Origin of the sequence: Phenylobacterium sp. (assembly GCF_030697925.1) — a bacterium.
Classification (GTDB): Bacteria; Pseudomonadota; Alphaproteobacteria; order Caulobacterales; family Caulobacteraceae; genus Phenylobacterium.
Genome location: NZ_JAUYOJ010000197.1, coordinates 1 through 25,449, shown reverse-complemented (window position 1 = coordinate 25,449; position 25,449 = coordinate 1). Strand labels below are relative to the sequence as shown.

Sequence of the window (25,449 nt, the reverse complement as noted above, 5' to 3'; positions counted from 1 at the left end):
TAGCCCAGGTCCCCGCCGTTGAAGCGCGTGGCCGCATCGGTCGAGCGCTCCATGGCCAGGGCCTCGAAGGAGGCGCCGGGGGTCAGTAGCTTCTTGATCGACTCGGCGTCCACCTGGGTCGCCACCACGCTCTGGCGGGCGCGGAGCTCCTCCGACTGCTTGGCGAGCTTCCGCTGCTCCGGGGAGAGGCCGCGGATGGCGGTGTCGTTGACCGCGGCGGAGACCACGCTCTCCACCAGCAGGTCGCCCAGGATGCGCTCGCGCGCCGCGGCCAGCCGCTTCTGGGCGCTGGGATCCTGGTCCAGCTTGCGCTTCAGCGCCACCGTGGCCAGCAGCTACTGGTCGACCACCTCGTCCAGCACCCGGCGGAAAAGGTCGGAGGAGGCGTCCAGCGGCTCACCCTCGCCGATCAGGCCCTGGGCGACGGCCTCACGCTTGACGTCGGAGGTCCACACGGTCTTGCCGTCGACCTCGGCAACCGCCACGTCGCCGGGCTCCGGCGGTCGCTCGGCCCCGGTCTGGCTGGTGCAGGCCGCCAGCATGAAGCTGGCGATCAGCATGACCGCGAGGGCGCTGAGCGCGTGCCGAACGCGACGGGTGGCCGAGTGCGCCATGGGGACCATACCTCGAATGCAAAAACCGGACTGGAGGGCCCGCCCGTCCCTAGCCATTTCAGGCCCGGGATGCAAAGGTCGCCGCCGATCCATGATGGCGCCAATCCCCATGACGAACGTCAGGGGCACTATATTTTCAGGGAGGATATTTCCATGACGCGTGAAGCCGTAGTCGTTTCGTATGCCCGCACGGGCCTGGCCAAGTCCGGCCGTGGCGGGTTCAACATGACGCCGACCATGTCCATGGGCGCGCATGCGGTGAAGCACGCGGTCGAGCGCTCCGGCCTCGACAAGGCGAGGGTGGAAGACGTGGTCATGGGCAATGTGGCCCACGGCGCCGGCAACCTGGGCCGTCAGGTGGGGCTGCTGGCCGGCCTGCCGATCACCACCTCGGGCGTCACCATCAACCGCTTCTGTTCGTCGGGCCTGAACACCATCGCCACGGCGGCGAACTACATCCGCAACGACGGCGCCGACGTGGTCGTGGCCGGCGGCGTGGAGTCGATCAGCATCCCCGGCGGCGGCGCCGGCAAGGACAATGTCGATCCCCGCCTGGTCTCGGAATATCCGGCCATCTTCATGCCGATGATCGACACCGCCGACATCGTGGCTGAGCGTTACAAGATCAGCCGCGAGGCCCAGGACGAGTACAGCCTGGAAAGCCAGCGCCGCATGGCCGCGGCCCAGCAGGGCGGCAAGTTCTCGGGCGAAATCGTCCCGATGAAGTCCAAGATGAAGGTGGTCAACAAGGAAACGAAGGAAGAAAGCGTCGTTGACTACGTGGTCGATCGCGACGAGTGCAACCGCGTCGACACCACCCTGGAAGGCCTGCAAAAGCTCCAGCCGGTGCGCGGCGAGGGCAAGTTCATCACCGCCGGCAACGCCAGCCAGCTCTCCGACGGCGCCGCCGCGGTGGTGCTGATGGACTCCAAGGCCGCCGAGAAGGCCGGCCTGTCGCCCCTGGGCGCGTTCAAGGGCTGGGCCGTCGCCGGCTGCGAGCCCGACGAGATGGGCATCGGCCCCGTCTTCGCCGTGCCGCGCCTGCTGGAACGCCACGGGCTGAAAGTTTCCGACATCGACCTGTGGGAGCTGAACGAGGCCTTCGCCTCCCAGTGCCTCTACGCCCGCGACTTCCTGGGCATCGATCCGGAGAAGTACAACGTCAACGGCGGCTCCATCGCCATCGGCCACCCCTTCGGCATGACCGGCGCGCGCCTGGCGGGCCACGTCCTGCAGGAAGGCCAGCGCCGCAAGGCCAAGTGGGCCGTGGTCTCGATGTGCATCGGCGGCGGCATGGGCGCTGCGGGCCTGTTCGAGGTCTATAACTAAGCTGTTCGACGACCCTCCTTCCTCCCCCGCTTCGCAGGAGAGGAAAACGAAAGCCCTCCCCTCACCGGGAGGGCTATTTCGTATTCGCGCGTGAGCAGTCGCCGCGTTGACACTTGGGGGGGCGCTGCTTAAGTCTCGCGCGCCCTGAAAAGAGCGGAATCTCCGGGCAGGCGAAGGACTTGAAGAGCCGCGCCGGGCCCCTCCCGCATTATCCGGAATATTTTCCCTTGAGCATCTTCCAACGGTTCTTCGGCTCCAGCAACGACCGCAAGGTCAAGGCGATGGCGGCGCGCGTCGCCAAGATCAACGCTCTGGAACCTGCGATCCACGCCCTTTCCGACGAGCAACTGCGCGGCAAGACCCAGGAATTCCGTGATCGCCTGGCCAAGGGCGAGACCCTGGACCAGCTGCTGGAAGAGTCCTTCGCCGTGGTGCGCGAGGCCGCGCGCCGGGTGCTGGGCCAGCGTCATTTCGACGTCCAGCTGGTCGGCGGCATCGTCCTGCACGAGGGCGGCATTTCCGAGATGCGCACCGGCGAGGGCAAGACCCTGGTCGCCACCGCGCCGGTCTATCTGAACGCCCTGCCCGGCAAGGGCGTGCACGTCATCACCGTCAACGACTACCTGGCCCAGCTGCACGGCGACTGGATGGGCCAGGTCTACCGGTTCCTGGGCCTGTCGGTCGGCACCATCGTCCATGGCCTGAGCCAGGGGCAGCGCAAGGCCGCCTACAATTCCGATATCACCTACGGGACCAACAACGAGTTCGGGTTCGACTACCTGCGCGACAACCTGGTCTACGAGGCCGAGGAGATGGTCCAGCGGGGCCATAATTTCGTGATCGTCGACGAGGTGGACTCCATCCTCATCGACGAGGCGCGCACGCCCTTGATCATCTCGGGTCCGACCGAAGACCGTTCCGAGTTCTACAAGACCATCGACGTCCTGGTGAAGGAGCTCATCAAGGACCCGACCACCTACGACTTCGACGAAAAGCAGCGCCAGGTCATCCTCACCGAGGAAGGCGCCGAGAAGATCGAGGAGATCCTCCTGGCCGGCGGCCATCTGGAGGAGGAGACCACCGGGCTGTACGACGCGGCCAACGTCTCGGTGGTGCACCACGTCAACCAGGCCCTGCGCGCCAACGTCATCTATTCGCGCGAGAAGGACTACATCGTCCGCGACGGCGAGGTGATCCTGATCGACGAGTTCACCGGCCGCATGATGCAGGGCCGCCGCCTGTCCGAGGGCCTGCACCAGGCCATCGAGGCCAAGGAAGGCGCCCACATCCAGCCCGAGAACCAGACCCTGGCCTCGGTCACCATCCAGAACTATTTCCGCCTCTACGCCAAGCTGTCGGGCATGACCGGCACGGCGTCGACCGAGGCCCAGGAATTCGGCGACATCTACAAGATGGACGTCATGGAGATCCCGACCAACCGCCCGGTGGCGCGGAAGGACGACGACGACGAGGTCTATCGCACCGCCCGTGAGAAGAACGACGCCATCCTCAAGCAGATCGAGGACTGTCACGCCCGCGGCCAGCCGATCCTGGTGGGCACGGTCTCGATCGAGAAGTCGGAACAACTCTCCGAACTGCTGAAGGCCCACAAGCTCGAGCAGAATGGCAAGACCATCAAGGGCATCCCGCACAACGTGCTGAACGCCCGCTACCACGAACAGGAAGCCCTGATCGTGGCCGACGCCGGCATTCCCGGCGCGGTGACGATCGCCACCAACATGGCCGGCCGCGGCACCGACATCCAGCTCGGCGGCAATATCGATATGCGCGTCCTGAAGTGGCAGGAAGAACAGCGCGGCCTCGGCATCGAGGTGACCCCCGAAGCCGCGATCGCCCGCAAGAGCGAGATCGAGGCCGAGATCAAGGGCCTGAAGGAACAGGCGCTGGCGGCCGGCGGGCTGTTCGTGCTGGGCACCGAGCGCCACGAAAGCCGGCGGATCGACAACCAGCTGCGCGGCCGGACCGGCCGTCAGGGCGACCCGGGCCATTCGAAGTTCTTCCTCTCCTGCGAGGACGACCTGCTGCGCATCTTCGCCGGCGACCGGCTGGACTCGATCATGCGCACCTTCGGCGTCCAGGAAGGCGAGGCGATCACCCACAAGTGGCTGAACGGCGCCATCGCCACGGCCCAGAAGCGCGTCGAGCAGCGCAACTACGAGATCCGCAAGAACCTGCTGAAGTACGACGACGTCGTGAACGACCAGCGCAAGGCGGTGTTCGAGCAGCGCGCCGAGTTCATGACCGCCGTCGACCTCTCCGAGATCATCGGCGAGATGCGGCAGGACACCATCGAGGACCTGGTCGAACGCCACCTGCCGCCCAAGGCCTATGCCGAGCAGTGGGACGTGGTCGGGCTGGAAGAACGCGCCCGCGAACTGCTGGGCCTGGACCTGCCGATCGCCGCCTGGGCGGCCGAGGACGGCATCGCCAATGAGGAGATCCAGGAGCGCCTGACCAAGGCCGCCGACGCCCGCGCCGCCGAGCGCGAGCAGATGCTCGGCCCCGACCAGATGCGCACCATCGAGAAGAGCTTCCTGCTGCAGATGATCGATCTGCAGTGGCGCGAGCATCTGATGCACCTGGACCACCTGCGCAACGTCATCGGCCTGCGTGGCTACGGCCAGCGCGATCCGCTGAACGAGTACAAGACCGAGGCCTTCTCCCTGTTCGAGAAGCTGCTGGTCGACCTGCGCCAGAACGTCACCCGCTGGCTGATGACGGTGGAGTTCCAGTTCGCCGAACCCGAGCCCATGCCGCTCACCGGCCTGACCGAGGTGCACCTGGACCCGCTGACTGGCGAGAACGCGGCCATGATGGGCGCCCTGCCCGACGGGCTGTCGGCCGACCAGCGCCAGGCCCTGCCCGTCTCGGCCCTGCCGGACGACTGGGAACAGACCGGCCGCAACCAGCCCTGTCCCTGCGGGTCGGGCAAGAAGTTCAAGCACTGCCACGGCGCGCTGATCTAGATACCGGACAAGGACGGCTTCGTCCTGAAGGTCGAGGGGTTCTGCCCGGTCTGCGAACAGGCCTCGACCTTCGCCTCCAGGGACGAATGGCTGCGCGACCACTATCTCTGCCTGACCTGCAACGCCCAGCCGCGTGAGCGGGCGCTGTTCTCGGTCCTGACGCAGCTGCGGCCGAACTGGCGTGAGCTGGCGATCCACGAGAGCTCGCCCTGCACGGCGGCCAGCCGCCGCCTGGCCGAGGCGCCCGGCTATGTGGCCAGCCAGTACGACCCGACCATGCCCTGGGGGTCCGGCCCGCCCGAGGACGGCTGGACCTCTCAGGACCTGGAGGCCCAGACGTTCGCCGACGAAAGCTTCGACTTGGTGGTGACCCAGGACGTGCTGGAGCACGTCCTGGCCCCCGACCGCGCGCTGGCCGAGATCGCCCGCACCCTCAAGCCCGGCGGGCTGCACATCTGCACCGTGCCGATCGTGAACAAGGAAAGGCCCTCTGTCCGTCGAGCCGGCCGCAGGCCCGACGGGACCGTCCAGCACCTGCTGGAGCCGGTGTTCCACGGCAACCCCATGGATCCCAACGGCTCCCTGGTCACCATCGACTGGGGCTACGACATCGCCGCCTACTGGGACCAGGCCAGGGGCCTCTCCACCACCATCTGGACCATCGACGACGCCTCCCGCGGCATCCAGGCCGAGTACATCGAGGTGCTGGTCTCGAGGAAGCTGGGCATGCCGGACCTTTCCGGCGACACGCCGCCCCGCCCGCCGAATCGCGGTTTCCTGCGCAAGTTGTTGGGCTAGTCTCACCGCTTCGGCCGGAGGACTGGGAATGCGCGCGCTGCTGACGGGATTGCTCATGGCGGTGGCGCTGGCCGCGCCCGCGGTCGCCCAGTCCGCGCCTGATCGCACCACTGCCTACGCCCAACTCGACCCGATCTTCGAGAAATTCGCCACCGAGAGGCATGTGCCGGGCCTGGTGTTCGGCGTCGTGGTCGACGGCAAGCTGGCCTATGTGAAATCCATGGGCGTGCAGGACACCGCGGCCAAGCGGCCTGTGACCCCCGACAGCGTGTTCCGCATCGCCAGCATGTCGAAGAACTTCACGGCGCTGGCCGTGCTGAAGCTGCGCGACGAGGGCAAGCTTTCCCTGGACGCCCCGGCCGAGACCCTGGTCCCGGAACTGGAGGGCCTGCGCTACCCCACCACGGACAGCCCCAAGATCCGGGTCCGCGACCTGCTGAACCATACCGGCGGCTTCGTCACCGACGACCCCTGGGGCGACCGCCAGCTTCCCATGAGCGAGGCCGACTTCTCACGGTTCCTGAGGGCCGGCGTGCCGTTCTCCCGGCCCCCGGCCATGGCGATGGAGTATTCCAACTTCGGCTATGCGCTGGCCGGCCAGGTGGTGACCAATGTCTCGCGGCGGCCCTATGACGCCTATATCGAGAGCCGCATCCTGCGACCGCTGGGCATGGCCGCCTCGACCTACGACGTCGGCAAGATTCCGGCCGAACACCGCGCCATCGGCTATCGGTGGGAGGACGAGGCCTGGGTGGAGGAGCCGACCCTCGGTCCCGGCGTGTTCGGCGCCATGGGCGGGCTGGCGGTGAGCGCCAACGACTATGCGAAGTACGTCGCCTGGGTGCTCGCCGCCTGGCCGGCGCGCGACGGGACGGAAGATGCGATCCTGAAGCGCGGCTCGGTGCGCGAGATCGCCCAGGGTTCCAACTTCCCCGCCGTCATCCCCCGCTCTGACAAGGCCGACCCCGCCGCCTGCGACCGGGCGCGGGTCTATGGGATGGGGATGATCGTCCTGGCCGACTGCGTGCTGGGGCCGCACTTCACTCATTCCGGCGGCCTGCCCGGCTACGGCTCGAACGTGCTGTTCCTGCCCGAGCGCGGGCTCGGCGTCTTCGCCTTCGCCAACCGCACCTATGCCGGCGCCGCGCCCGCTGTGCGCGACGCCGCGGTGCTGCTGGTGAAGTCCGGAGCCTTCCCGGCGCGGACGACGCCGCCGAGCGAGAGGTTGAACGAGGCCGCCGCGATCGTCGCGAAGATCTACGCGGCCGGCGACGTGATGGCCGCCAGGGACGGCCTCGCCATGAACGTCCTGCTGGACAGCGACGCGGCCCATCGCAACGCCGAGCTCGGCATGCTCAAGGCCGAACTTGGCGCCTGCCAACCGGCCCCGGACATCGCGGCCGAGACCGCGATGTCCGGGACGATCAGCTACTCTTGCGAGAAGGGCCGCCTGCAGGCTCGGGTCCTGCTCGCGCCGACCACGCCGGTCGGCCTGCAGGCCTACACGCTGGCGGCCGCGAAATAGCCGCGGTCAGGCGCCGGCCTTCTTCTCGCCGGCGGTGATCACCCCGTCCTTGTCGCCGTCCTGTTCGGCGAAGGCGCGACCGCCGGAGGCGGCGTATTCCTGCGCCGAGATCTTGTTGTCCTTGTCCTTATCGAGCACGCCGAAGCGGACATGGGCCTGGCGCATCTGGCGGACCCGCTCCTCGGCCTTGCGCTCGGCGCTCTCGGTGGAGGCGGCGAGCTGGGCGTTGAGCCGCCCCTCGTACTCGCCGACATATTCGGCCTCGTCGAGGCCGCCGTCCTTGGAGATGTCCATCACGGCGAAGCGCTTGTCGCGGACGGTCTTGAACTCGGCGGCGGTGACCTTGCCGTCCTTGTCCAGGTCGTAGTCGGCGATGAAGGCCGAGTGCTCGTGGGGCGCGGCCTGGGCGGAGGTGGCGGACAGGGCCAGCAGGGCCGCCGTCATGGCGAGGGGAAGGCGCAGGGCGGTCATGGGTCGTCCTATTCGGTGGCTTCGAAGGTGAGGGTGTAGCTGTAGCTGCGGTACGGGGTCTCGGCCCCGGCCGGAGCCGTGGTGCGGTGGCGGATCAGGGCCAGGTAGGTCCCCGCGTCCGGCGGCGTGATCGCGAAGCCGCCCTTGGCGTCGGTCCGGATCGCCCCGTCCAGCTTCTTGCGGCCGTCATAGGTCCCGGCGCTGCGGTAGACCTCGACGTCGGCGCCGGGGACGGGCTTGCCCTCGAAGCTCAGTTCGAACCGGGCCGACTGGCCCGCGAAGATCGCGCTGGGATGGGTGATCGGTTTCAGTTCCAGGCCCTTGCCGGTCACCGCCAGCGCCTCGCTGGTCGGCGCGCCGCGGCTCACATAGACCTCGGCCAGGGTCATGCTCTGGACGTCGACCAGTTCGACGCCGGCGGGACGTTCGGCGCCCTCGCCGGTCATCTCCCACCGGCCATTGGCAGCCTTGAACATCTTGCCCTTGCGCCCGAACCGCTCGCCCGAGGAGATGCGAAAGGTCCCCTTGGCCGGGATCGCGGCCTCGAACACCGCCAGGTCGCGCAGATAGGTCACCGCCGTGATTGGCGTCCGCCCGCCCGCGCCCAGGACGTGGAAGGCCTTGGACTTCATCACCACCTCGGGGACGAAGGGCTCTTCGGTGAAGCTCGCCTGCACGGTCACGTGGTCGCGCTCGACCGTGTCGAACAGGTTGGGCAGCAGATAGGGCATGTGGGCCAGCGCCGCCCCCGGCGCGGCCAGGGCCAGCAGGCCCACCCCGGCGATCCAGCCCATCCTTCGTCGGTTCATCGGTCGCATCCCCTGCTTCATTGATGGTGTCGATTAATGCAATTGAGACTCACTTGCAATTACCTTTGCGATGGGTCATTCACCCCTTCGCCGGTCGCCTTGGGGGCGTCACGCGCATGATATGCGATTAACTCGCATTTGCACTAGTTTTTGGAGAGACAAATGGGCGGATCGGTTTGGCGACGTAGGGCGGCGCTGCTGGCGGGGGCTTCCTGCCTCCTGGCGGCCGGCGCGGTCGAGGCCCAGACGCCCCATCCCAAGCCCCGCACCGAAGACGGAGCCGCAGCCCAGCTCTCGCTCGGCCGCATCGTGGTCTCGGCGGGCGTCGAGAAGGTCGCCATCGACACGCCCCAGGCGGTGACGGCGCTCGACCAGGACGACATCGACCAAGCCCAGGCCACCACAGTAGGCGACCTGCTGGAGGCCATCCCCGGGGTCAGCGCCGTGGGCGGGGTCAGCGCGCTGGGCCAGGGCTTCAACATCCGCGGCCTGGGCACCGGCCTGGCTGATTCCGACAGCCGCATCCTCACCCAGATCGACGGGGTGACGAAGTTCTACGAGCAGTACCGGATGGGCGCGCTGTTCACTGAGCCCGAGCTCTACAAGCGGGTCGAGGTGCTGCGCGGACCGGCCTCCTCCACCCTCTACGGGGCGGGCGCCCTGGCCGGGGTGATCAACTTCACCACCAAGGACGCCTCGGACTTCCTCACCGAGGGCGGCCGGTTCGCATTGCGCCTGCGCGGCGGCTACGAGACCAATTCCAACGGCCGGTTCGGCTCGGCCATCGCGGCCGCGAAGCCGACCGAGAACCTCGACCTTCTGGCCGTCTACACCACCCGCCGGGCCGACCACTATGAGAGCGGCGACGGCAAGACCGTCATCCCGTCCAACGCCACGTCCGACTCGTATCTGGTGAAGGGCCGCTACAACTTCGGCGGCGACAAGGGCCACAGCCTCTGGGCCTCCTACCAGAACTGGCTCTCCGACAGCGTCCAGATCTACGACCAGGCCGAGGCCTTCGGGACCACGCCGGTGCGCCGCAAGGTCGACGACGTCACCTCGGTGATCGGCTACGAGAACGACTTCGGCGGCAGCAAGCTGTTCGATCTCAAGGCCCAGATCTCGTTCGCCAATTCCAAGGTCGAGCAGCGCGAGACCACCTTCCTGCCGAGCGTCACCTATTCGGAGTTCTCCTACAAGACCCGCCAGGCGCGGATCGAGAACACCTCCCGCTTCGACATGGGCCCGGACTGGACCGGCTTCCTGTTCGTCGGCCTGCAGGCCTACCAGCAGGAGCGGCGCAATCCGCGGACCACCGCGGCAGGGACGATCACGCCCGGCGCGGCCACCCATCCCGAAGGCGACCTGGACAAGTACGGCGCCTTCGCCCAGGCCGAGCTGATCTGGTCGGACAAGCTGACCATCATTCCCGGCGTCCGTGTCGACAAGACCAAGCTCAAGCCCGGCGCCGGCGTCACCACCCGCACCGTGGTCGAGGACACCGCCGCCTCGCCCAAGCTCGCGGTGATGTACGCCCTCACCGACCAGGTCTCTGTGTTCGGATCGGTGGCGCGCACCGTGCGGATGCCAGTGCTGGACGAGATCTACAGCCGCACCAGCGCCGCGGCCTCGAACTTCAACCTAAACCTCAAGCCCGAGGAGTCCGACAACTTCGAGGTCGGCGCGACCCTCTCGCTGGACGGCGTCTTCGCCCAGCGCGACGCCATCCGGATCAAGGCCACGGCCTTCCGCAACGACGTCTCCAATCTGATCACCCGCGGCACGGCCGGCGCGCCCTATTTCGTCAACGTCGGGGAGTCGCGGTTCGGCGGCATCGAGATCGAGGCCGAATACGCCTCCCGCGGCTTCTTCGCCCGCGCCGGCCTGGCGATGATCGACGGCGACAACCAGATCACCGGCCTTCCGCTCAACACCATCCCGGCCGACGAGCTGGACCTCACCCTGGGCTACCGCCTCGCCGAGCGCGGAATCACCCTGGGCTGGCGCGGCGAGTTCGCCGCCGACCAGGACGAGGTCGCCACGCCTTCCCTGCGCACCGGGGGCTACGGGGTGCACAACCTGTTCCTGACCTGGAAGGCCCAGGAGGGGGCGTTGGAAGGCCTGGAGGTGCGGCTGGCGGTCGACAACGCGCTCGACAAGCAGTTCCGCCGTCACCTGTCGTCGCTGGACGCCGAGGGCCGGACCTTCAAGGTCAGCCTCGCCCGGACCTTCTGACCATGACCTCCGCCCGCATCCGGCTCCTGGCGGGCCTGGCCTCCACGGCGTTCAACCTGGGGCTCATCGCCTTGGTGATGCGCACGGGCGCGGAGGCCCCACCGATGCGGGAGGAGTTGATCATGACCGCCGAACTGGTCGCGGTCCGGGGTGGCGAGATATCGACCCCGGCCCCCTCGGCGCGGGCTGAAAGCCTCCCCCGGCAGCCCGCGCCGAGCCTACCCCAGGCCGCGCCGACCGCCCCCACGGCGGAAGACGTGGCCGCGCCCGCCCAGCCGGCGATGGCGCAGGCTCCCGCGCCGCCCAGCACGGCTCCGACCTCGCGCCCGCCGGCGCCGGTCGCCCAGCGGGCTGGAACCCGCGAGGGCCTTGATCTCGACGCGCCGCGCGGCGAGAGCCTGAACTACGCCGCCCAGCTCCGCGCCTGGCTGGAGGCGCACAAGACCTATCCGAAGCGCGCCCGGATGCGGCGTGAGGAGGGGATCGTCGAGGTGGCCTTCGCCGTCGACCGCCAGGGCCGCCTGCTTACCGGCGATGTGGTGCGCAGCTCCGGCCATGCCAGCCTCGACGCCGAGGCCATGGCCATGCTGGATCGCTCCAACCCCTTCCCCGGCGCGCCGCACTCGGTACGCGGCGAGCGGATCGAGGTCTCCACGCCGGTGGAGTTCTCGCTGCAGCGCTAGGTGAGCGTGACGAAGGTCTCGCTCTCAATGACCCACTGGCCCACCGATTTCTTCCAGACGGCCAGATAGGTCCCGGAGGAGCCCGCGTCCTTCCAGGTGGCGACCCAGTCGCCGGCCTCGGCGGCGCGGACGCCCTCGGCGTCGAGCATCACGATACGGGTGGTCCGTACATAGGTGACGAAGCTGGGATCGTTGAACTGGGCGGCGAAGGCCTGCAGCACGGCGTCGGCCCCGATCAACAGGCCGCCCTCGCCCGAAATCAGGTTCATGTCGGACGCCAGGAACGGGCGCAGGCGCGCGGCGTCGTGCGCGGCGATCAGCTTGTTGGTCAGCTTGCGGCGAGCGCGGATGGCGTCCTGGGGCGTGGTCATGGCGCGACCATCGTGTCCCAGGACGCTCCGGGCAAGGGTGCGCTCTAGCCGGCGACCCAGTTGCCGTGGAAGCCGAAGGGCACGCGGCGGGGCAGCTTGGCGACCGCGATCGGGCCCTTGGCGATGTCCTGGGCCTCGAACACCACGAAGTCGCTGCGGTCCTCGCCGGCGCGCCAGACCACCGCGGACACCCAGCCGTCGCCTTCGGCCGCGTCGGCCGAGCGCGGGGTGAACACCGGCTCGGAGGTCATGTCGCCGCCGTTCAGCTCATAGACCTGGCGCTTGCCGGTCTTAAGGTCCAGGTGGGCGATAGCGGTCTGCTTGATGGTCTTGGCGTTGGTCGGATCGGCGGCGTACCAGCCGTGGCGATAGTTCAGGCCCGACAGCCGGTCGTCGAAGCGGGGGAACTCCCCGTCCAGGTCGTCAAGGGCTTCTTCCTTGATGGCGTCGCTGCCGCCGTCGAGGTCGAGGGTCCAGCGCACCAGGCGCGCGGCGGTCTTCCGGCCGGGAGAGCCGTCGGCCAGGGGGAAGAGCGGGGCGCTGTCGTAGCGCATGACGTCGGCGATGATCTTGCCGTCCTGCTCGAAGGCGTTCATCGGGTGGAAGACGTAGCAGGCCTCGACATTGAACCAGCGGATCGAGGCGACGTCGCCGTCGCGGCGCATGACGCCCACGCGGCCGCCCTTCTCAGGCTCCCAGGCGAAGGCCGGCTTGCCGCTCATGGCCCGCTCCAGGCTGGCGGTGAGCGGCAGGATCGGGAAGAGGACGTAGTTCTCCGTCACCATGAAGTCGTGGACCATGGCGGCGAAGGGCGCCTGGAAGTCGTCGCGACGGACCACCTTGCCCGCGGCGTCGGTGACGCCGTAGCTCATGCCCGCCGACAGCGGCATGTCGCCGACGCCATAGCCGAACCAGATCATCTCGCCGGTCTTGGGGTCGACCTTCGGGTGGGCGGTGACCTTGCCGAGATAGTCGGCGACATAGCCTTTCGATTCCAAGGTCCGCGCGGCCATCTCGAAGGGCATGTGGCCTTCCTCGAGGGCCAGCAACCGGCCGGCATGGTGGACGATATTGGTATTGGCCACGCCGCTGTCCTTGCCTATGGCCATGGGGTCGGTGGTCATCGGGTTGCCGAACGAGCCGAACAGCGACCGACCCTGACTGTTCTCCAGCTCCCACTTCGGCGTGCGGACATAGCGGTTGCGATAGGTCACCTTGCCGTCTTCCACATGGAAGGCGTGGATCATCCCGTCGCCGCTGAACCAGTGATAGTCGCCGCGCGGGTCGAACTGCGGGTTGGGGCCGGTGCGGTAGAGCGTGCCCTTCAGGCCGGTGGGAATCTCGCCCACCACCTCCAGATCGAAGTCGTCCTCGCTGCGGACTGGGGCGAAGTTGCCCGACAGATAGGGATTGATGCGAACGTCGCCGTCCATGGTGCGTCTCCCGCGGTTGCCGGCTTAGACCGGTCGAATGATGTGACCCTCGTCGGGCCGCGCACGGCCCTCGAGGACGTCGGCATAGGCCGCCATCAGGGCGTCCGGGCCAGTGTGATGGGTGAGGCTCAGCCAGTCTGCCTCGGCCACGAAACCGCGCAGGGCGGTGTCGAACCGGGCGTCCAGTTCGCCGGCGCCCCATTCGGCGGCGCGCTTGCGGATCTGGTCGGGGGCGAAGAACAGGGTGGGCGTCGGGCCCGGCAGGTCGCCCGCCGCCCCTCCGTCCTTCCAGTGGGTGACGCCGACAATCAGGCTGCGGGTCAGGCCATCGCCCAACGCCGTGTGCGCCGCGCGGGTCACCTGCGGATTTCCCGCGAAGTCGACATAGGAGGCCGGCGCCTTGGCCGACAGGCTGTCGAGCTGGTCATAGGTCACGACCCGGTCGTAGAGGCCGAACTGGGCGAGCTTATCAGCATTGCCCGGCGAGGTCAGGCCTATGACCTCCACCCCGCGCTTTCGCGCCAGGCTGGCCAGGCCCATGGCGGTCTTGCTGGAGGCGCTGGAGAGCACCAGGGAGGCCACGTTCGCATCATCCGACAGGAGGTCGTCCAGCAGCCAGGAGGTCATGAACAACGGCCGCAGCAGGGCGCGATGGTCGTCCAGGGCGTCAGCCGGCGCCTCGGCATAGGCGTTGTAGGTGGGCGGCAGCTCGGCGCGATGGGTCGCGGCGTCGACATAGCCGTGCCGCCCCTTGGTCAGCCGGGCCGTGAAGTGGGTCGACATGGGCAGGTAGCCGAACAGGCGCAGACCGACCGGGATCTCGGCGGCCCTGGACTCCACGACCTTGGCGAAGCCCCAGACCGGGATGCGACCCAGCCCGTCCGCCGCCGGGAAGAACTTCCAGTAGCCGAAGCTGTCGCCGATGATTCCGTAGGTGATGTTGTTGGCGGTGAGCGCGAAACGCTCGACCTCCAGCCGTGCCTCGCCCTCGCCGAGTGGCGCGGGATCGGGCGCCGGGCGCATTTCGATGCGGCGAAGGTCCTTGCGATCGACCAGGATGTCCCAGGCAGCCATCGTGTCGCGCTCCACTTCGCCTTTTTACGTTGTAAATTTATTGCGTAAGAGTTAGGCCTGGGCAAGCGATTTCTTTGCCTGAGTCCACAAATGCCACGCGTCCTGTCCGAGTCCGATGTCGCCGACTTCCGCGAACGCCTTTGCCAGGTGGCCGAGAAGCTGTTCGCGGAGAAGGGACCGGACGCCGTGACCATGCGCCAGCTGGCCGCGGAGCTGGGGGTCAGCCCCATGACCCCCTATCGCTACTTCGCCGACAAGGAAGACATCCTGGCCGCCGTGCGGACCAATGGCTTCAACCGCTTCGCCGACGCCCTGGAAGGCGCCTACGCCTCGGCCAGGGGCGTGCGGGCCAAGGGGGCTGCGGTGGGTGAGGCCTACGTGACCTTCGCCTTCGAGCATCCCCAGACCTACAAGGCCATGTTCGATCTGAACCAGCCGCACGAGGAGAACTATCCCGACCTGGTGGCCGCGGCCCTGCGCGCGCGGGCGACCCAGACCTCCTATGTGAAGGACCTGATCGCCGAGGGCATCCTGGCTGGCGATCCCGAGGAGATCGGCCGCATGTTCTGGGCTGCCGCCCACGGCGCCGTCGGGCTGGAGCTGGCCGGCAAGCTGCCGGCGGGAACCGCGCGCGGCCTGCATCGCCACATGAACGGCGCGCTCGCCAAGGGTCTGCGCCCGGGCGCTTGACGGCCCCGACGGCAAGACGCCCAACTGCCCCGCAAAATCGGGGAACGCCATGAGCAAGATCACGCCCTTCGAGGTCCGCTGGGGCGAGCCCGAGGTCCAGACCGTGCTGGACCAGGTGCGCGCCTATCCCTGGCCGCCGGTCCCCGACGTTCCCGACGGCTGGGCCTATGGCTGCGACGGGGCCTATCTGAAGGACCTCTGCGCCCATTGGACCGACCGCTACGACTGGCGCGCGGCGGTGGCTGACCTCAACCGCTATCCGCAGTTCACCGCCCGGGTCGAGGACTATGACCTGCACTTCCTCCACGTGGTCGGCGAGGCCGGCGGCCGGCGGCCGCTGCTCCTGACCCACGGCTGGCCGGGCTCGCACTACGAGTTCTGGGGCGCCATCGAAAAGCTGGCCTTCCCATCGCGCCACGGCGGTCGGGCGGAGGACGCCTTCGACCTGGTGATCCCATCCCTGCCCGGCTTCGGGTTCTCGTCCAAGCCGGGCCGCCCCATCGGTCAGAGGACCACGGCGCGGCTGTTCAACACCCTGATGACCGACGTGCTGGGCTATCAGCGCTACCGCGCCCAGGGCGGCGACTGGGGCGCCATGGTCACGTCCTGGCTCGGCCGCGAACACGCCGACAACGTGACCGCCATCCACCTGAACATGATGGCCTTTCGCCCCTTCGGCGGGCCGAAGGACGAGGCCGAGGTCGCCTGGATCACCCGCCAGGGCGCGATGATGGACCTGATGGGCGCCTATTTCCGGCTGCAGGCGTCCAAGCCCCAGTCCCTGGCCTGGATGGGCGCGGGCAACCCGGTGGGCCAGGCCGCCTGGATCGCCGAGCGGTTCCACGACTGGTCCGACCTGCGCGAGAAGTCCTTCGACCAGGTCCATCCCAAGGACCGCCTGCTGACCAACATCATGATCTATGTGATGACCGACAGCTTCGCGACCGGCGCCTGGTACTACCGTGGTTTCCTTGAGGAGGGCGGCGTGGCGCTGAACGACGGCGAGCGCTGCGAGACCCCGACCGCCTTCGCCAACTTCCCCGGCGAACCGCTCTACACCGCCCCGCCGCGGGCCTGGGCCGAGCGGGCCTACAACATCGTGCGCTGGACCGACCAGCCGCGCGGCGGCCATTTCGCGGCGATGGAGGAGCCCGGCCTCTTCGTGGCCGATGTGCTGGAATGGGGCCGCGGGGCCTAGACCGACCCGTCGTCCAGCGTCGCCTGGATCGCGGCGAGCAGGCGGTCCAGCTCCAGGGGCTTGGGCACCAGCACATCCATGCCGGCGGCCAGGTATTCAGCCTGGTGATGCGCCATGGCGTTGGCGGTCAGCGCGATGATCGGCGTGCGTTTCAGACCCAGCTCCAGTTCCCGCTGGCGGATCAGGCGCGTGGCGGTGGGTCCGTCCATCACCGGCATCTGGACGTCCATCAGAATCACGTCCCAGGCCTCGGCGGCGCATGCGGCGACGGCGGCCTGGCCATCGTCCACGCAGCGGACCTCCACGCCGATCTGGGCCATCAGGGTCTTCAGCACCAGCTGGTTCATCGGATTGTCCTCGGCGGCGAGGATCCTCAGCTCGCCCATGTCGGCGCCGGGCTCGGCCTCGTCAGCCGGGACGGCCTGCGCGTGGCTCTCGGCGCGGACCAGCGGGAGGCGCACGGTGAACACCGAGCCCTCGCCCACCGTCGAGCGGACGGAGATGTCGCCGCCCATCAAGCTGGCCAGCTCCCGGCAGATCGCCAGGCCCAGGCCCGAGCCGCCGAAGCGCCGGGTGGTCGAGGCGTCCTCCTGGACGAACTTCTGGAACAGGGCCCCCAGACGGCCGGCGGCGATGCCGGGCCCCGTGTCGGCGACCTCGAACACAAGGTTCGCCCCGTCGTGGACGACCGAGACGGACACTTCGCCGCGAGCGGTGAATTTCACGGCGTTGGAGACCAGGTTGTAGACGATCTGGCGGATGCGGGTGGGATCCCCGCGCCAGACGCCGGCCGCCTCCGGCGCCACGTCCAGGGCGAAGGAAACGTCCTTCTCGGTGGCGAGCGTCGTGAAGGTGGCCTGGGCCCCCTGCATCAGCGAAGCCACGTCGATCAGGCCATCCTCCAGATCGAGGCGTCCGGCCTCGATACGCGAAAGGTCCAGCAGGTCGTTGAGCAGGGCCAGCAGGGTCTCGCCGGCCTGGCGGATCACGGTCAAGCGATCGCGTTGGCGTTCGGGCAGTTCGTCACGCGCCATGGCCTGGGCCATGCCCAGCACCCCGTTCAGCGGCGTGCGGATCTCGTGGCTCATGGTGGCCAGGAAGGCGGACTTGGCGTGGTTGGCGGCGTTGGCCTCGTCGCGGGCGCGCTTGAGCCGGACGTTCACCACCTTCAACCGCCGTTCCGAGCGTTTGATGTCCTCGATCGACTGGGTGATCACCACGCAGCGCACCGGTCCCTCGCCGGCGAAGCGCGCCGCGGTCATCCGGAACCATTCGCCCGACTGGCTGGAATAGGCCCGCACGAAGCTGTCCTTGTGGCCCCCCAGCACGGCGCGGACCCCGCGCTCCAGCGCCCGGCCATGCCCGCCCGGCAGGCGGGCCAGGACGGCGAACAGGTTGCGGCCCATGGGATAGACGTCGCTCTGGACGATTTCGGCGCCCAGCTTCCTGAAGGCCGAATTGGCCGCGATGATCGCCCCGGAGTAGTCGATCACGATCAGCATGGCCGCCAGGCCGTCGATCACTCCGCGTCCGAAGCGCTCCGACTCGGCCAGCTCGGCCATGGCCGCGCGCTGGGCGGTGACGTCCTGGCTGGCGCCGTGCAGGGCCACGCACTTGCCGTCGACCATTTCGGGTTCGCCGATCACCCGCAGCCAGATCCGCTCGCCGGCGCCGGTGATGGCCGGAGATTCGAAATCGACTCGCTGTCCGGTGCGGACGGCCTCCAGGAGATGCTCGCGCACGCGGTCGCGGTCGGTGGCGTCATAGAGCTCCAGGGAGTCGAGGTGCGACTCCACTAGGCTTGTGCGGCCGAGCAGCCGGGCCAACTCGGGGCTCCAGCGCACCACGCGCGCCTTCAGGTCGACTTCCCAGCCGCCCAGTCGGGCTAGGGCGCCGGCCTGGCGCAACGCCACGGTCGTGGCGTTGAGGCGGCCTTGAAGTTCGTGGGCGGCGGTGATCTCGGTCTGCACCGAGGCCGACCCGATCCGCACCCCATGGGCGTCGAAGCTCGGCCGAACGTCGAGGTCGATCCAGTAGGTGCGGCCGTTCTTGGCGCGATTCAGGATTTCGACCCGGAACCCCTCGCCGGCGGCCGCGGACATCTGGGCGATGGTCTGGGGATCGGTTTCCGGGCACTGCAGGAAGTCCGCCGGCCTGCGGCCCACCGCCTCGTCCAGGCTGTATCCGCTGAGCTCCACGAACCCGTCGTTCACCCACTCGATCCGCCCGTCCCGGTCGCAAAGCATGATCCCGCGCGAGGTCGTGCGCACCAAGTCCGCAAGCCGTGAACTGAGATCCGGTACTCGTGCGACGTCCATCCAGCGCTCCCCCGGGAACGATGCCGCGAATCCCGTGAAGAAAGCAGAAATTCCCCGCCGTTTGGTGAACGCCGCCAGGGTCGCGCGAAACCCGTTCCCACTTTGCGGCCAAGCCCGTTAGAACCCTGGTCCGATGGCCCGCTACGACTTCGCCTCCGACAACGCCGCGCCCGCCGCCCCCGAGGCGATGGCGGCGCTGGTCGCCGCCAATTCCGGCTTCACGCCCGGCTACGGATCCGACCCCATCAGCGCGCGCGGGGCCGACGCCGTGCGCAAGCTGCTCGACGCCGACGCCGAAGTGCGGTTCGTCGCCTCCGGCACGGCGGCCAATTCCCTGGCGCTCGCGGCCCTGTGCCGACCGTTCGAGGCGGTGCTGGCCCACGAGCACGCCCATGTCTGCACCGACGAGACCGGAGCGCCCGGCTTCTTCGGCCAGGGCATGGGGCTGGTCGGCCTGACCGGCGCCTCCGGGCGGATCGATCTCGCGGCCCTGGCCGGACCGCTCGGCGAACGCGACGTCGCCCACCGCCAATCGCCGGCCGCCCTGTCGCTCACCAACGCCACCGAATACGGCACGGTCTACTCGCACGAGGCCCTGGCCGCTCTGATCGCCCCGGCCAAGGCCAAGGGCCTGGGCGTCCATCTGGACGGCGCGCGGCTGGCCAACGCCGCGGCGGCCGGCTTCGACCTGACCCGGATCAAGCATCTTGCCGTCGACATCCTGGTGGTCGGCGGGACCAAGGCGGGGATGAGCCCCAGCGAGGCGGTGGTGATCTTCGACCGCAAGCTCGCCCACCGGTTCGACGCGCGCCTGAAACAGGCGGGCCAGCTTCCCTCCAAGGGCCGGTTCTACGCCGCGCCGTTCATCGGCATGCTTGAGGGTGACGCCTTTGTCGAGCGGGCGGCGCACGCCAACGCGATGGCCAGGCGCCTGGCCGGCCTCATGCCCTTCCCCCTGCGCCATCCCGTCGAGGCCAACGCGGTCTTCGTGGAGATGGACGAAGCCACCCTGCGGCGCCTGCACGCGAGCGGCTGGTTCGTCTACCGGTTCCTGGACGGCTCCGTCCGCTTCATGTGCTCCTGGGCCACCACGCCCGACGCCGTCGACGAGCTCGGCGCGGCGCTCGCCGCCCTGACCTGACGCATCCCGCCAATTCCAAGGGCGTAGGCTCGAGAATCGACGAGCCCGCCACCGGGCTTTCGTTACGCCGAGGGTCCGGGAAATTGACTTTCGGGACGTAACGTAACGCGGGCATGGATTGGCCCAATCATGTCATTCTTGTGTGACAGGAACGACGCACTCGCCACATTTCGTGCAATTAGTGTGCGGAAACGCCGGCGACCGCCACCACCTACCGTTGCCGACGTAACACCTGCGTGACAGGGTTCGGCACTCCCGTAGCGACGCGATCCACGACCGTCCTCGCCTCATGGCGTCGATGAAAATGGCTGGGCGCGCCAAACGGCGAAATCAAACGCGGCGTCGGAACACCCATCCGGCGACCTCTCGTTCATCCCAAGGCCGGGGGGCCAGATGAAAAGCCATATGAACAACCTCCTTCGCACCGTGCTGCTCGGATCGGCAGCCGTCACCTGCCTGGCGCTGCCGGGTACGGCGTTCGCGCAAAGCCAGACGACCGACAAGGCCGCAGTGGACGTCGACGAAGTCGTCGTCACGGGCTCGCGCATCCGCCGCGCCGACCTGACTTCGGTTCAGCCGATCCAGATCATTTCCAGCGTGGCGATGGACGAACGCGGCTACACCAACGTCGCCGACGCGCTGAACGACCTGCCTTCGACCGGTATCCCGGTCAGCCCGATCGGCGACCAAGGCTCCTTTGGTGTTGGCCGGAACTTCATCAACATCTTCAACCTCGGCTCGAACCGCACCCTGACCCTGGTCAACGGCCGCCGCTTCGTGGGCGGCAACCCGGCGTCCATCTTCACCGGCGCCAGCGCGGGGGGTCAGGTCGACCTGAACGTCATCCCGACCGGCCTGGTCGACCGCATCGAAACCATCCAGGCCGGCGGCAGCGCCGTGTACGGCTCGGACGCCATCGCCGGCGTCATCAACATCATCACCAAGCAAGAGTTCGAAGGCCTTGAGTTCGATGGCCAGTACGGTGTTTCCGAGCGGGGCGACGCCGAGTCGTGGCGCACCCGGATCACCGCCGGCACGAATCTGTTGGACGGTCGACTGAACCTGGCCGGTAGCTACGAGTACAACGAGACGTCACCGCTGGGCTTTACCGATCGCCCGGTCACGGCGCGCCAGCTCACCTTCGCCGTCAACCCGCAAAACACCAGCGGGACCGACGCGATCCCCGGCGCGATCATCATCCTCAATCGCCGCATCCCGGAAGTCACCACGGGTGGCCTGCCCTTCCGCACCGGCAGCTCGGTCCTCTCGGGTCTGCTCACGATCGTCGATCCCACCAATCCTGGCCAACGGGTGACGGCGCAGTTCGGCCCGGGCGGCGCGTTGATCCCCTACAGCACCGGCACGTTCTACTCGGCCTCGGTGGCCTCCGGCGGTAACGGCCTGAATCTCGGGGAACTCAGCTCGCTGCAGTCGCCGGTCGACCGCCACGTTGCGACGGGCTTCGCCCGCTACGACATCACCGAGCGCGTTCGGGTGAAGGGCGAGCTGTTCTACAGCTCGTTCAAGTCGGAAGAGCCGTTCAACCAGCCGATCTACAACGCCCCGCTCTTCGGCGGCAATTCGGCCTCGCTGCGGTTCTCGACCTCCAATCCGTTCCTGCCGGCGGCGACGCGCGCGGCCCTGCTCTCCCAACCCACGGCCCTGCCCGCGGACGCGGCTTCGCCCGGCGACGCCCTCTTCTTCCTGTCGCGGGCCTCGGTCGATATCGGAAACAACAAGACCGAAGCCGAGGGCGAAACCCTGCGCACGGTGGCCGGACTCGAAGGTGACTTCGATCTGCTCGACCGCTCCTTCTACTGGAACGTGTCGGCGAACTTCGGTCGTTCCGAGGGCAGCTTCTCCAGTCCGAACATCATCCAGAGCCGGTTCTTGCAGGCGATCGACGCCGTTCGCGACGCCAGCGGCGCCATTGTGTGCCGCGACGCCGCGGCGCGCGCGGCGGGTTGCGCCCCGCTGAACATGTTCGGTCTTGGTTCGCCCAGCCAGGCGGCGCTCGACTATGTCGGCGTGCGGTTCCAGAGCGATTTCGCGCTGCTGCAGACGGTCTATGAAGGCAACTTCGGCGGCGAGCTGATCGATCTGCCGGCCGGCCCCCTGAGCTTCAACGTCGGCTACGAGTATCGCCGCGAGAAGTCCGACTTCAATCCCAACGCGCCGCAGGAACTGGGCGTCGGCCGTTCGGCCGCCATCTCCAACCTGCAAGGCAAGTTCGACACCAAAGAAATGTACGTCGAAGGCCTGGCGCCGATCTTCGGCGGCGACTTCACCCTGCCGGGCCTCCACCGCTTGGAGCTCGAGGGCTCCTACCGCAAGATCGACCACAGCCAGGCCGGCGAGGACAAGGCCTGGAGCTACGGCCTGCGCTGGTATCCGGTCGAGGATCTGCTGCTTCGGGCCCAAAAGAGCCGGTCCTTCCGCGCCCCGGCGATCACCGAAGTCAACCTGCCGAACGCGACGAGCTTCATCACCGCCACCGACCCTTGCGACTTCCGCAACATCGGGACCGGCCCCAACCCGGCCACCCGCCGGGCGAACTGCCAGGCGGCGTTCCAGGCCCTGGGCCTGCCCGCCAACTTCTCGCTCACCTCGCAGATCCAGGCGGCGACCGCCCAAGGCAACACCTCGGGCAACCCGGATCTGCAAAACGAAATCGCCGAGCAATGGTCGGCGGGCTTCGTCTATCAGCCGTCGTTCGCTCCCGGCCTCGCGATCTCGTTCGACTGGGTCAATATCGACCTGACCAACGCCATCTCGAACTTCAACCTGACCTCGATCCTGCAGGTCTGCTACGACTCGCCCAACCCGCCCGCCGACGCGTGCAACCGCTTTCTCCGCGGGACCTCGGCCCTGGCCGCCTCACGGCAGGGCCAGATCCTGACCAACGGCGAAAGCAACGGTGGGGGCGTGACCTCGATCGGTCCGCAAACCGGCTTCATCAACGCGGGCTATACCCACTTCCAGGGCTTCACCCTGGGGATCGACTACAACGTCAATCTCGCCGACCTGTCCGACATGCAGGATTGGCTGGGCGGCAATCCGGGCAGCCTGAACTTCAACTTCGACCTGTTCCACGTGAACAAGCAGGAGACCTCGGTCACCGGCCTCGGCTTCGACCTGAATGACGACAAGAACGAGATCGGCAACGCCGACTTCCGCTGGAAGCTGGAAAGCGCCTATCTCCGCGACCCGTTCTCGGTGATCTGGACGATGAACTACATCGGGGAGTCGGAGTTCAACAACGACTTCACCCCGGAGACGCGCCTCCCGCTGACCGTGAAGCGCTATATCCTCCACGATCTGGCCTTCACCTATAAGCTCGACGATCTTGCCGAGCGGATGGGCGTCGGCATGGACAACCTCAAGCTCCGCTTCATCGTGCGCAACGTCGCCGACAAGGAGCCGCCGTGGGGTGCGACGAACTCGGCCAATGCATACGGCACGTACGACTTCATCGGCCGCTACTATCAGGTAGGCCTGACGGCCCGATTCTAGAGCCTAGGGTCGTCCGCCTCGATGCGGACGACCTAGCTGGAGAGCAACGGAACCGCCGGCGTCAACGCCGGCGGTTTTGTTTTGGACCCTACTCCTCAGCCAGCCAGCCCAGGACCTCGGGCCAGTGCTTGTGGGGCAGGAAGTGGCCGGTCCCGGCGAAGACCCGCGTCTCCGCGGCCCGGCCGCCCAGCCAGGCCTTGACCTGGTCGACGCTGGTCATGGCGTCGTCGGCGCCATGCCAGACGCTGATCGGCGCCGACAGACCCGAGAGATCGAGGTCGGGGCTCCTGGCCGCGCAACGGACCTCGTCGGCGATGCCGCGATGGGTCACGGCCAGGGACTCGCCGATATAGTCGACGATGAAGTCCATCACGCCCGGGTGCGCGGCCAGATAGGCCGCGTCGCTGGGCGCCGAGGCCGCGGCCCGTACGAAGCGCTCGATCCCCCGGCGATTAAGCTGCATCCGCATCAGGGCGAACAGGGTGTCAGCCAGCCAGGCGTTGCGCAGGATCCGCCGCCGGAACAGCACCCCCGGATGGCCCGCGTCGTGCTCGGTCTCGACCATCTGGCCCGAGGGCCGCACGGAGGCCAGCAGGACCCGATCGACGCCCGCGCCGAGTTCGGCGGCGGCCATCAGGGCGAAGGCCGCGCCCGACATGAAGGCGGCGATCCGCACTCGACCGAGCCCCAGACCGCCGGCCAGCTCCGCCATGTCGCGACCGACCCCCTGGACGCTGAAGTTGGACCGCGGGTCGGAGCGTCCGGCGCCGGGTCGTTCCGGCGCGATGAGACGCAGGCCGAGGTCCCGGGCCAGCACATCGGAGCCTCGCGGCAGGACACTGCAGCCCAGGCCCTGATGAAACACCAGCACCGGGCGCCCCTGGGGATCCCCATAGTCGCGCCAGGCCAGCCGGCGTCCGTCCGAGAGCTGGAAGAACCGGATCGGCGGCGCGGTCGCCAAGGCGCCGCGCTCCGTGGCCGAGATAGCGGCGGCCGGGGCCTCCTGGCCGAAGGCGTCGGACAGCGAGCCCAGCTGGGTGAGCGCCCGCACCAGTTTGCTCTGGCGGTTCAGGCCCATCTTGTCGAACACGGCGCGGAGTTGGTTGCGCACGGTGTTGACGCTGATCGCCAGGTCGTCGGCGGCCTCCTTCAGGGTCAGGCCGTCTTTCAGCCGGGCCGCCACGCGCGTCTCGGCCGGGGTCAGTCCGAAGCTGTCGCGCATGGTCGCCCACAGCCGGTCGGTGGTCTCCACGGCCGGGAACAGCACCGCCACGACGCCCTCCCCCAGCTCGCCGAGCGGCGGAAGGTCGGCGGCCAGAGCCGTCGGCAGGGCCCGGGCCGGGATCACATAGGCGAAGTGAGGGGCCTCATCGTCGGCCTGGGTGAACTTGACGATCACCTGGCCGCCGGCCGTCTCGCGCAGCCGTCGTCGCGCCGCGTCCAGGGCCTCATGGTTGGCGGGATTGAAGAACCTCAGACCTCGGGCCTCGACCAGGCCCAGTCGTTGCTGGAAGGCCGCCGCGCCCCCGGCGTTCCAGGCGATGGCTCCGCCGCTGGGGCCGATCAGCACCACGCCGGCCTGGGTGGCCGCGGCGGGATCGGCGCGCTCGGGGACAGTGCCCGCGATCCGCGCGGCGCCGTCGGCCTGGGCCGCGCCGTCGGCCGAGGCCCCGCCCAGGGCCTCGACCAGCTGGTCCCAACGGTCGGGTTCGGCCGCGACGGCGTACAACGCCTCCACGACCAGGGAGATGTTGGCCTTGCCCTGGGGTGTCGCCGTCACCCGTGGCGTCAGGCGGGCACGGCTTGGCGGTGGCCGACCATCCGCGCCAGGCGGCTGTTGATGATCTCCTCGGCCTCCGCGACGATCCGGTGGATCAGCTCCTCGCAGGACGGGATGTCGTGGATCAGGCCCTGGATCTGGCCGGCCGACCAGATGCCGGCGTCGTTGTCGCCGACCTCATAGACGCTGCGCCCCCGCGTGCCGGCGACCAGCTCGCGCACGTCCTCGAACTTGGCGCCCTGCTTCTCCAGCGCCACCACCTGCTGGCTGACGGCGTTCCTCGCCACCCGGCTGGTGTTGTGCATGGTGCGGAAGATCAGGTCGGTGGCGCGCTCGTCATTGGCGACGATCTGCTCCTTGATGGCCTGGTGGATCGGGCTTTCCTTGGTCGCCATGAAGCGGGTGCCCATGTTGATGCCCTCGGCGCCCAGCGCCAGGGCCGCGACCAGGCCGCGCGCGTCGCCGAAGCCGCCCGAGGCG

At 68.4% G+C, this 25,449-nt stretch carries 18 protein-coding genes and 1 pseudogene; 10 read left to right on the top strand and 9 right to left on the bottom strand.

All coding sequences use genetic code 11. The annotated features are described in order from the left end of the window. Positions 1-614 (bottom strand): annotated as a pseudogene (locus Q8Q88_RS18965) (peptidylprolyl isomerase); the annotation flags it as partial. Between the two features lie 153 nt (positions 615-767). On the opposite strand from Q8Q88_RS18965, the gene Q8Q88_RS18960 reads away from it, so the two are divergent. The 4 genes from Q8Q88_RS18960 to Q8Q88_RS18945 all read left to right on the top strand — a co-directional run bounded on the left by Q8Q88_RS18960 (position 768) and on the right by Q8Q88_RS18945 (position 7,253). Further along, positions 768-1,943 carry an acetyl-CoA C-acyltransferase gene (locus Q8Q88_RS18960; protein ID WP_305676746.1) on the top strand — a complete coding sequence of 392 codons (1,176 nt, stop codon included), beginning with the start codon at positions 768-770 and terminating at the stop codon, positions 1,941-1,943. A gap of 227 nt (positions 1,944-2,170) precedes the next feature. Beyond that, positions 2,171-4,930, top strand: a complete 2,760-nt coding sequence (gene secA, locus Q8Q88_RS18955) for a preprotein translocase subunit SecA (protein ID WP_305676745.1) — start codon at positions 2,171-2,173, stop codon at positions 4,928-4,930. 252 nt (positions 4,931-5,182) lie between these two features. Then, positions 5,183-5,728 (top strand): class I SAM-dependent methyltransferase, encoded by a 546-nt coding sequence (locus Q8Q88_RS18950; protein ID WP_305676744.1) that lies wholly within the window; start codon positions 5,183-5,185, stop codon positions 5,726-5,728. Positions 5,729-5,756: 28 nt separating this feature from the next. Next, the gene (locus Q8Q88_RS18945; protein WP_305676743.1) at positions 5,757-7,253 is read left to right on the top strand and encodes a serine hydrolase; all 1,497 of its coding nucleotides are present in this window, start codon (positions 5,757-5,759) and stop codon (positions 7,251-7,253) included. Between the two features lie 6 nt (positions 7,254-7,259). Here the strand turns inward: Q8Q88_RS18945 and Q8Q88_RS18940 are convergent, their stop codons facing one another. Next, the gene (locus Q8Q88_RS18940) at positions 7,260-7,724 is read right to left on the bottom strand and encodes a hypothetical protein (RefSeq protein WP_305676742.1); all 465 of its coding nucleotides are present in this window, start codon (positions 7,722-7,724) and stop codon (positions 7,260-7,262) included. A gap of 8 nt (positions 7,725-7,732) precedes the next feature. Continuing rightward, a complete protein-coding gene (locus Q8Q88_RS18935; protein ID WP_305676741.1) occupies positions 7,733-8,533 on the bottom strand; it encodes a DUF4198 domain-containing protein in 801 nt (266 codons plus the stop codon). Positions 8,534-8,695: 162 nt separating this feature from the next. Between Q8Q88_RS18935 and Q8Q88_RS18930 the strand changes: the two genes are divergently transcribed. Then, positions 8,696-10,768 carry a TonB-dependent receptor domain-containing protein gene (locus Q8Q88_RS18930; protein ID WP_305676740.1) on the top strand — a complete coding sequence of 691 codons (2,073 nt, stop codon included), beginning with the start codon at positions 8,696-8,698 and terminating at the stop codon, positions 10,766-10,768. 2 nt (positions 10,769-10,770) lie between these two features. Then, positions 10,771-11,451, top strand: a complete 681-nt coding sequence (locus tag Q8Q88_RS18925) for an energy transducer TonB (protein ID WP_305676739.1) — start codon at positions 10,771-10,773, stop codon at positions 11,449-11,451. Here the strand turns inward: Q8Q88_RS18925 and Q8Q88_RS18920 are convergent. Genes Q8Q88_RS18920 through Q8Q88_RS18910 form a run of 3 tightly spaced genes read right to left on the bottom strand, consistent with a single transcriptional unit; the run spans position 11,448 to position 14,329 of the window. Next, on the bottom strand, positions 11,448-11,822 hold the full coding sequence (locus Q8Q88_RS18920) for a nuclear transport factor 2 family protein (RefSeq protein WP_305676738.1): 375 nt from the start codon (positions 11,820-11,822) through the stop codon (positions 11,448-11,450). The genes Q8Q88_RS18925 and Q8Q88_RS18920 overlap by 4 nt on opposite strands. Positions 11,823-11,866: 44 nt before the next feature. Next, on the bottom strand, positions 11,867-13,255 hold the full coding sequence (locus Q8Q88_RS18915) for a carotenoid oxygenase family protein (RefSeq protein ID WP_305676737.1): 1,389 nt from the start codon (positions 13,253-13,255) through the stop codon (positions 11,867-11,869). Positions 13,256-13,279: 24 nt separating this feature from the next. After that, positions 13,280-14,329, bottom strand: a complete 1,050-nt coding sequence (locus Q8Q88_RS18910; protein WP_305676736.1) for a DUF2855 family protein — start codon at positions 14,327-14,329, stop codon at positions 13,280-13,282. 90 nt (positions 14,330-14,419) lie between these two features. Between Q8Q88_RS18910 and Q8Q88_RS18905 the strand changes: the two genes are divergently transcribed. After that, positions 14,420-15,019: a TetR/AcrR family transcriptional regulator gene (locus Q8Q88_RS18905; RefSeq protein ID WP_305676735.1), complete on the top strand. Its 600-nt coding sequence runs from the start codon at positions 14,420-14,422 to the stop codon at positions 15,017-15,019. 49 nt (positions 15,020-15,068) lie between these two features. Then, positions 15,069-16,217 carry an epoxide hydrolase family protein gene (locus Q8Q88_RS18900; protein WP_305676734.1) on the top strand — a complete coding sequence of 383 codons (1,149 nt, stop codon included), beginning with the start codon at positions 15,069-15,071 and terminating at the stop codon, positions 16,215-16,217. Here the strand turns inward: Q8Q88_RS18900 and Q8Q88_RS18895 are convergent. Beyond that, positions 16,214-18,535 (bottom strand): PAS domain-containing hybrid sensor histidine kinase/response regulator, encoded by a 2,322-nt coding sequence (locus Q8Q88_RS18895; RefSeq protein WP_305676733.1) that lies wholly within the window; start codon positions 18,533-18,535, stop codon positions 16,214-16,216. The two genes, Q8Q88_RS18900 and Q8Q88_RS18895, sit on opposite strands and share 4 nt — an antisense overlap. 133 nt (positions 18,536-18,668) lie before the next feature. Between Q8Q88_RS18895 and Q8Q88_RS18890 the strand changes: the two genes are divergently transcribed. Together Q8Q88_RS18890 and Q8Q88_RS18885 are read left to right on the top strand one after the other, a co-directional pair. Further along, entirely contained in the window at positions 18,669-19,676 is a 1,008-nt protein-coding gene (locus Q8Q88_RS18890) for a beta-eliminating lyase-related protein (RefSeq protein ID WP_305676732.1), read from the top strand. A gap of 405 nt (positions 19,677-20,081) precedes the next feature. After that, on the top strand, positions 20,082-23,189 hold the full coding sequence (locus Q8Q88_RS18885) for a TonB-dependent receptor domain-containing protein (protein WP_305676731.1): 3,108 nt from the start codon (positions 20,082-20,084) through the stop codon (positions 23,187-23,189). 88 nt (positions 23,190-23,277) lie between these two features. Here Q8Q88_RS18885 and Q8Q88_RS18880 read toward each other — a convergent pair whose 3' ends face one another. After that, positions 23,278-24,969, bottom strand: a complete 1,692-nt coding sequence (locus Q8Q88_RS18880; protein ID WP_305676730.1) for an alpha/beta fold hydrolase — start codon at positions 24,967-24,969, stop codon at positions 23,278-23,280. 8 nt (positions 24,970-24,977) lie between these two features. Continuing rightward, on the bottom strand, positions 24,978-25,449 hold a 472-nt coding region (locus Q8Q88_RS18875; RefSeq protein WP_305676729.1), incomplete at its 5' end, for a nitronate monooxygenase family protein.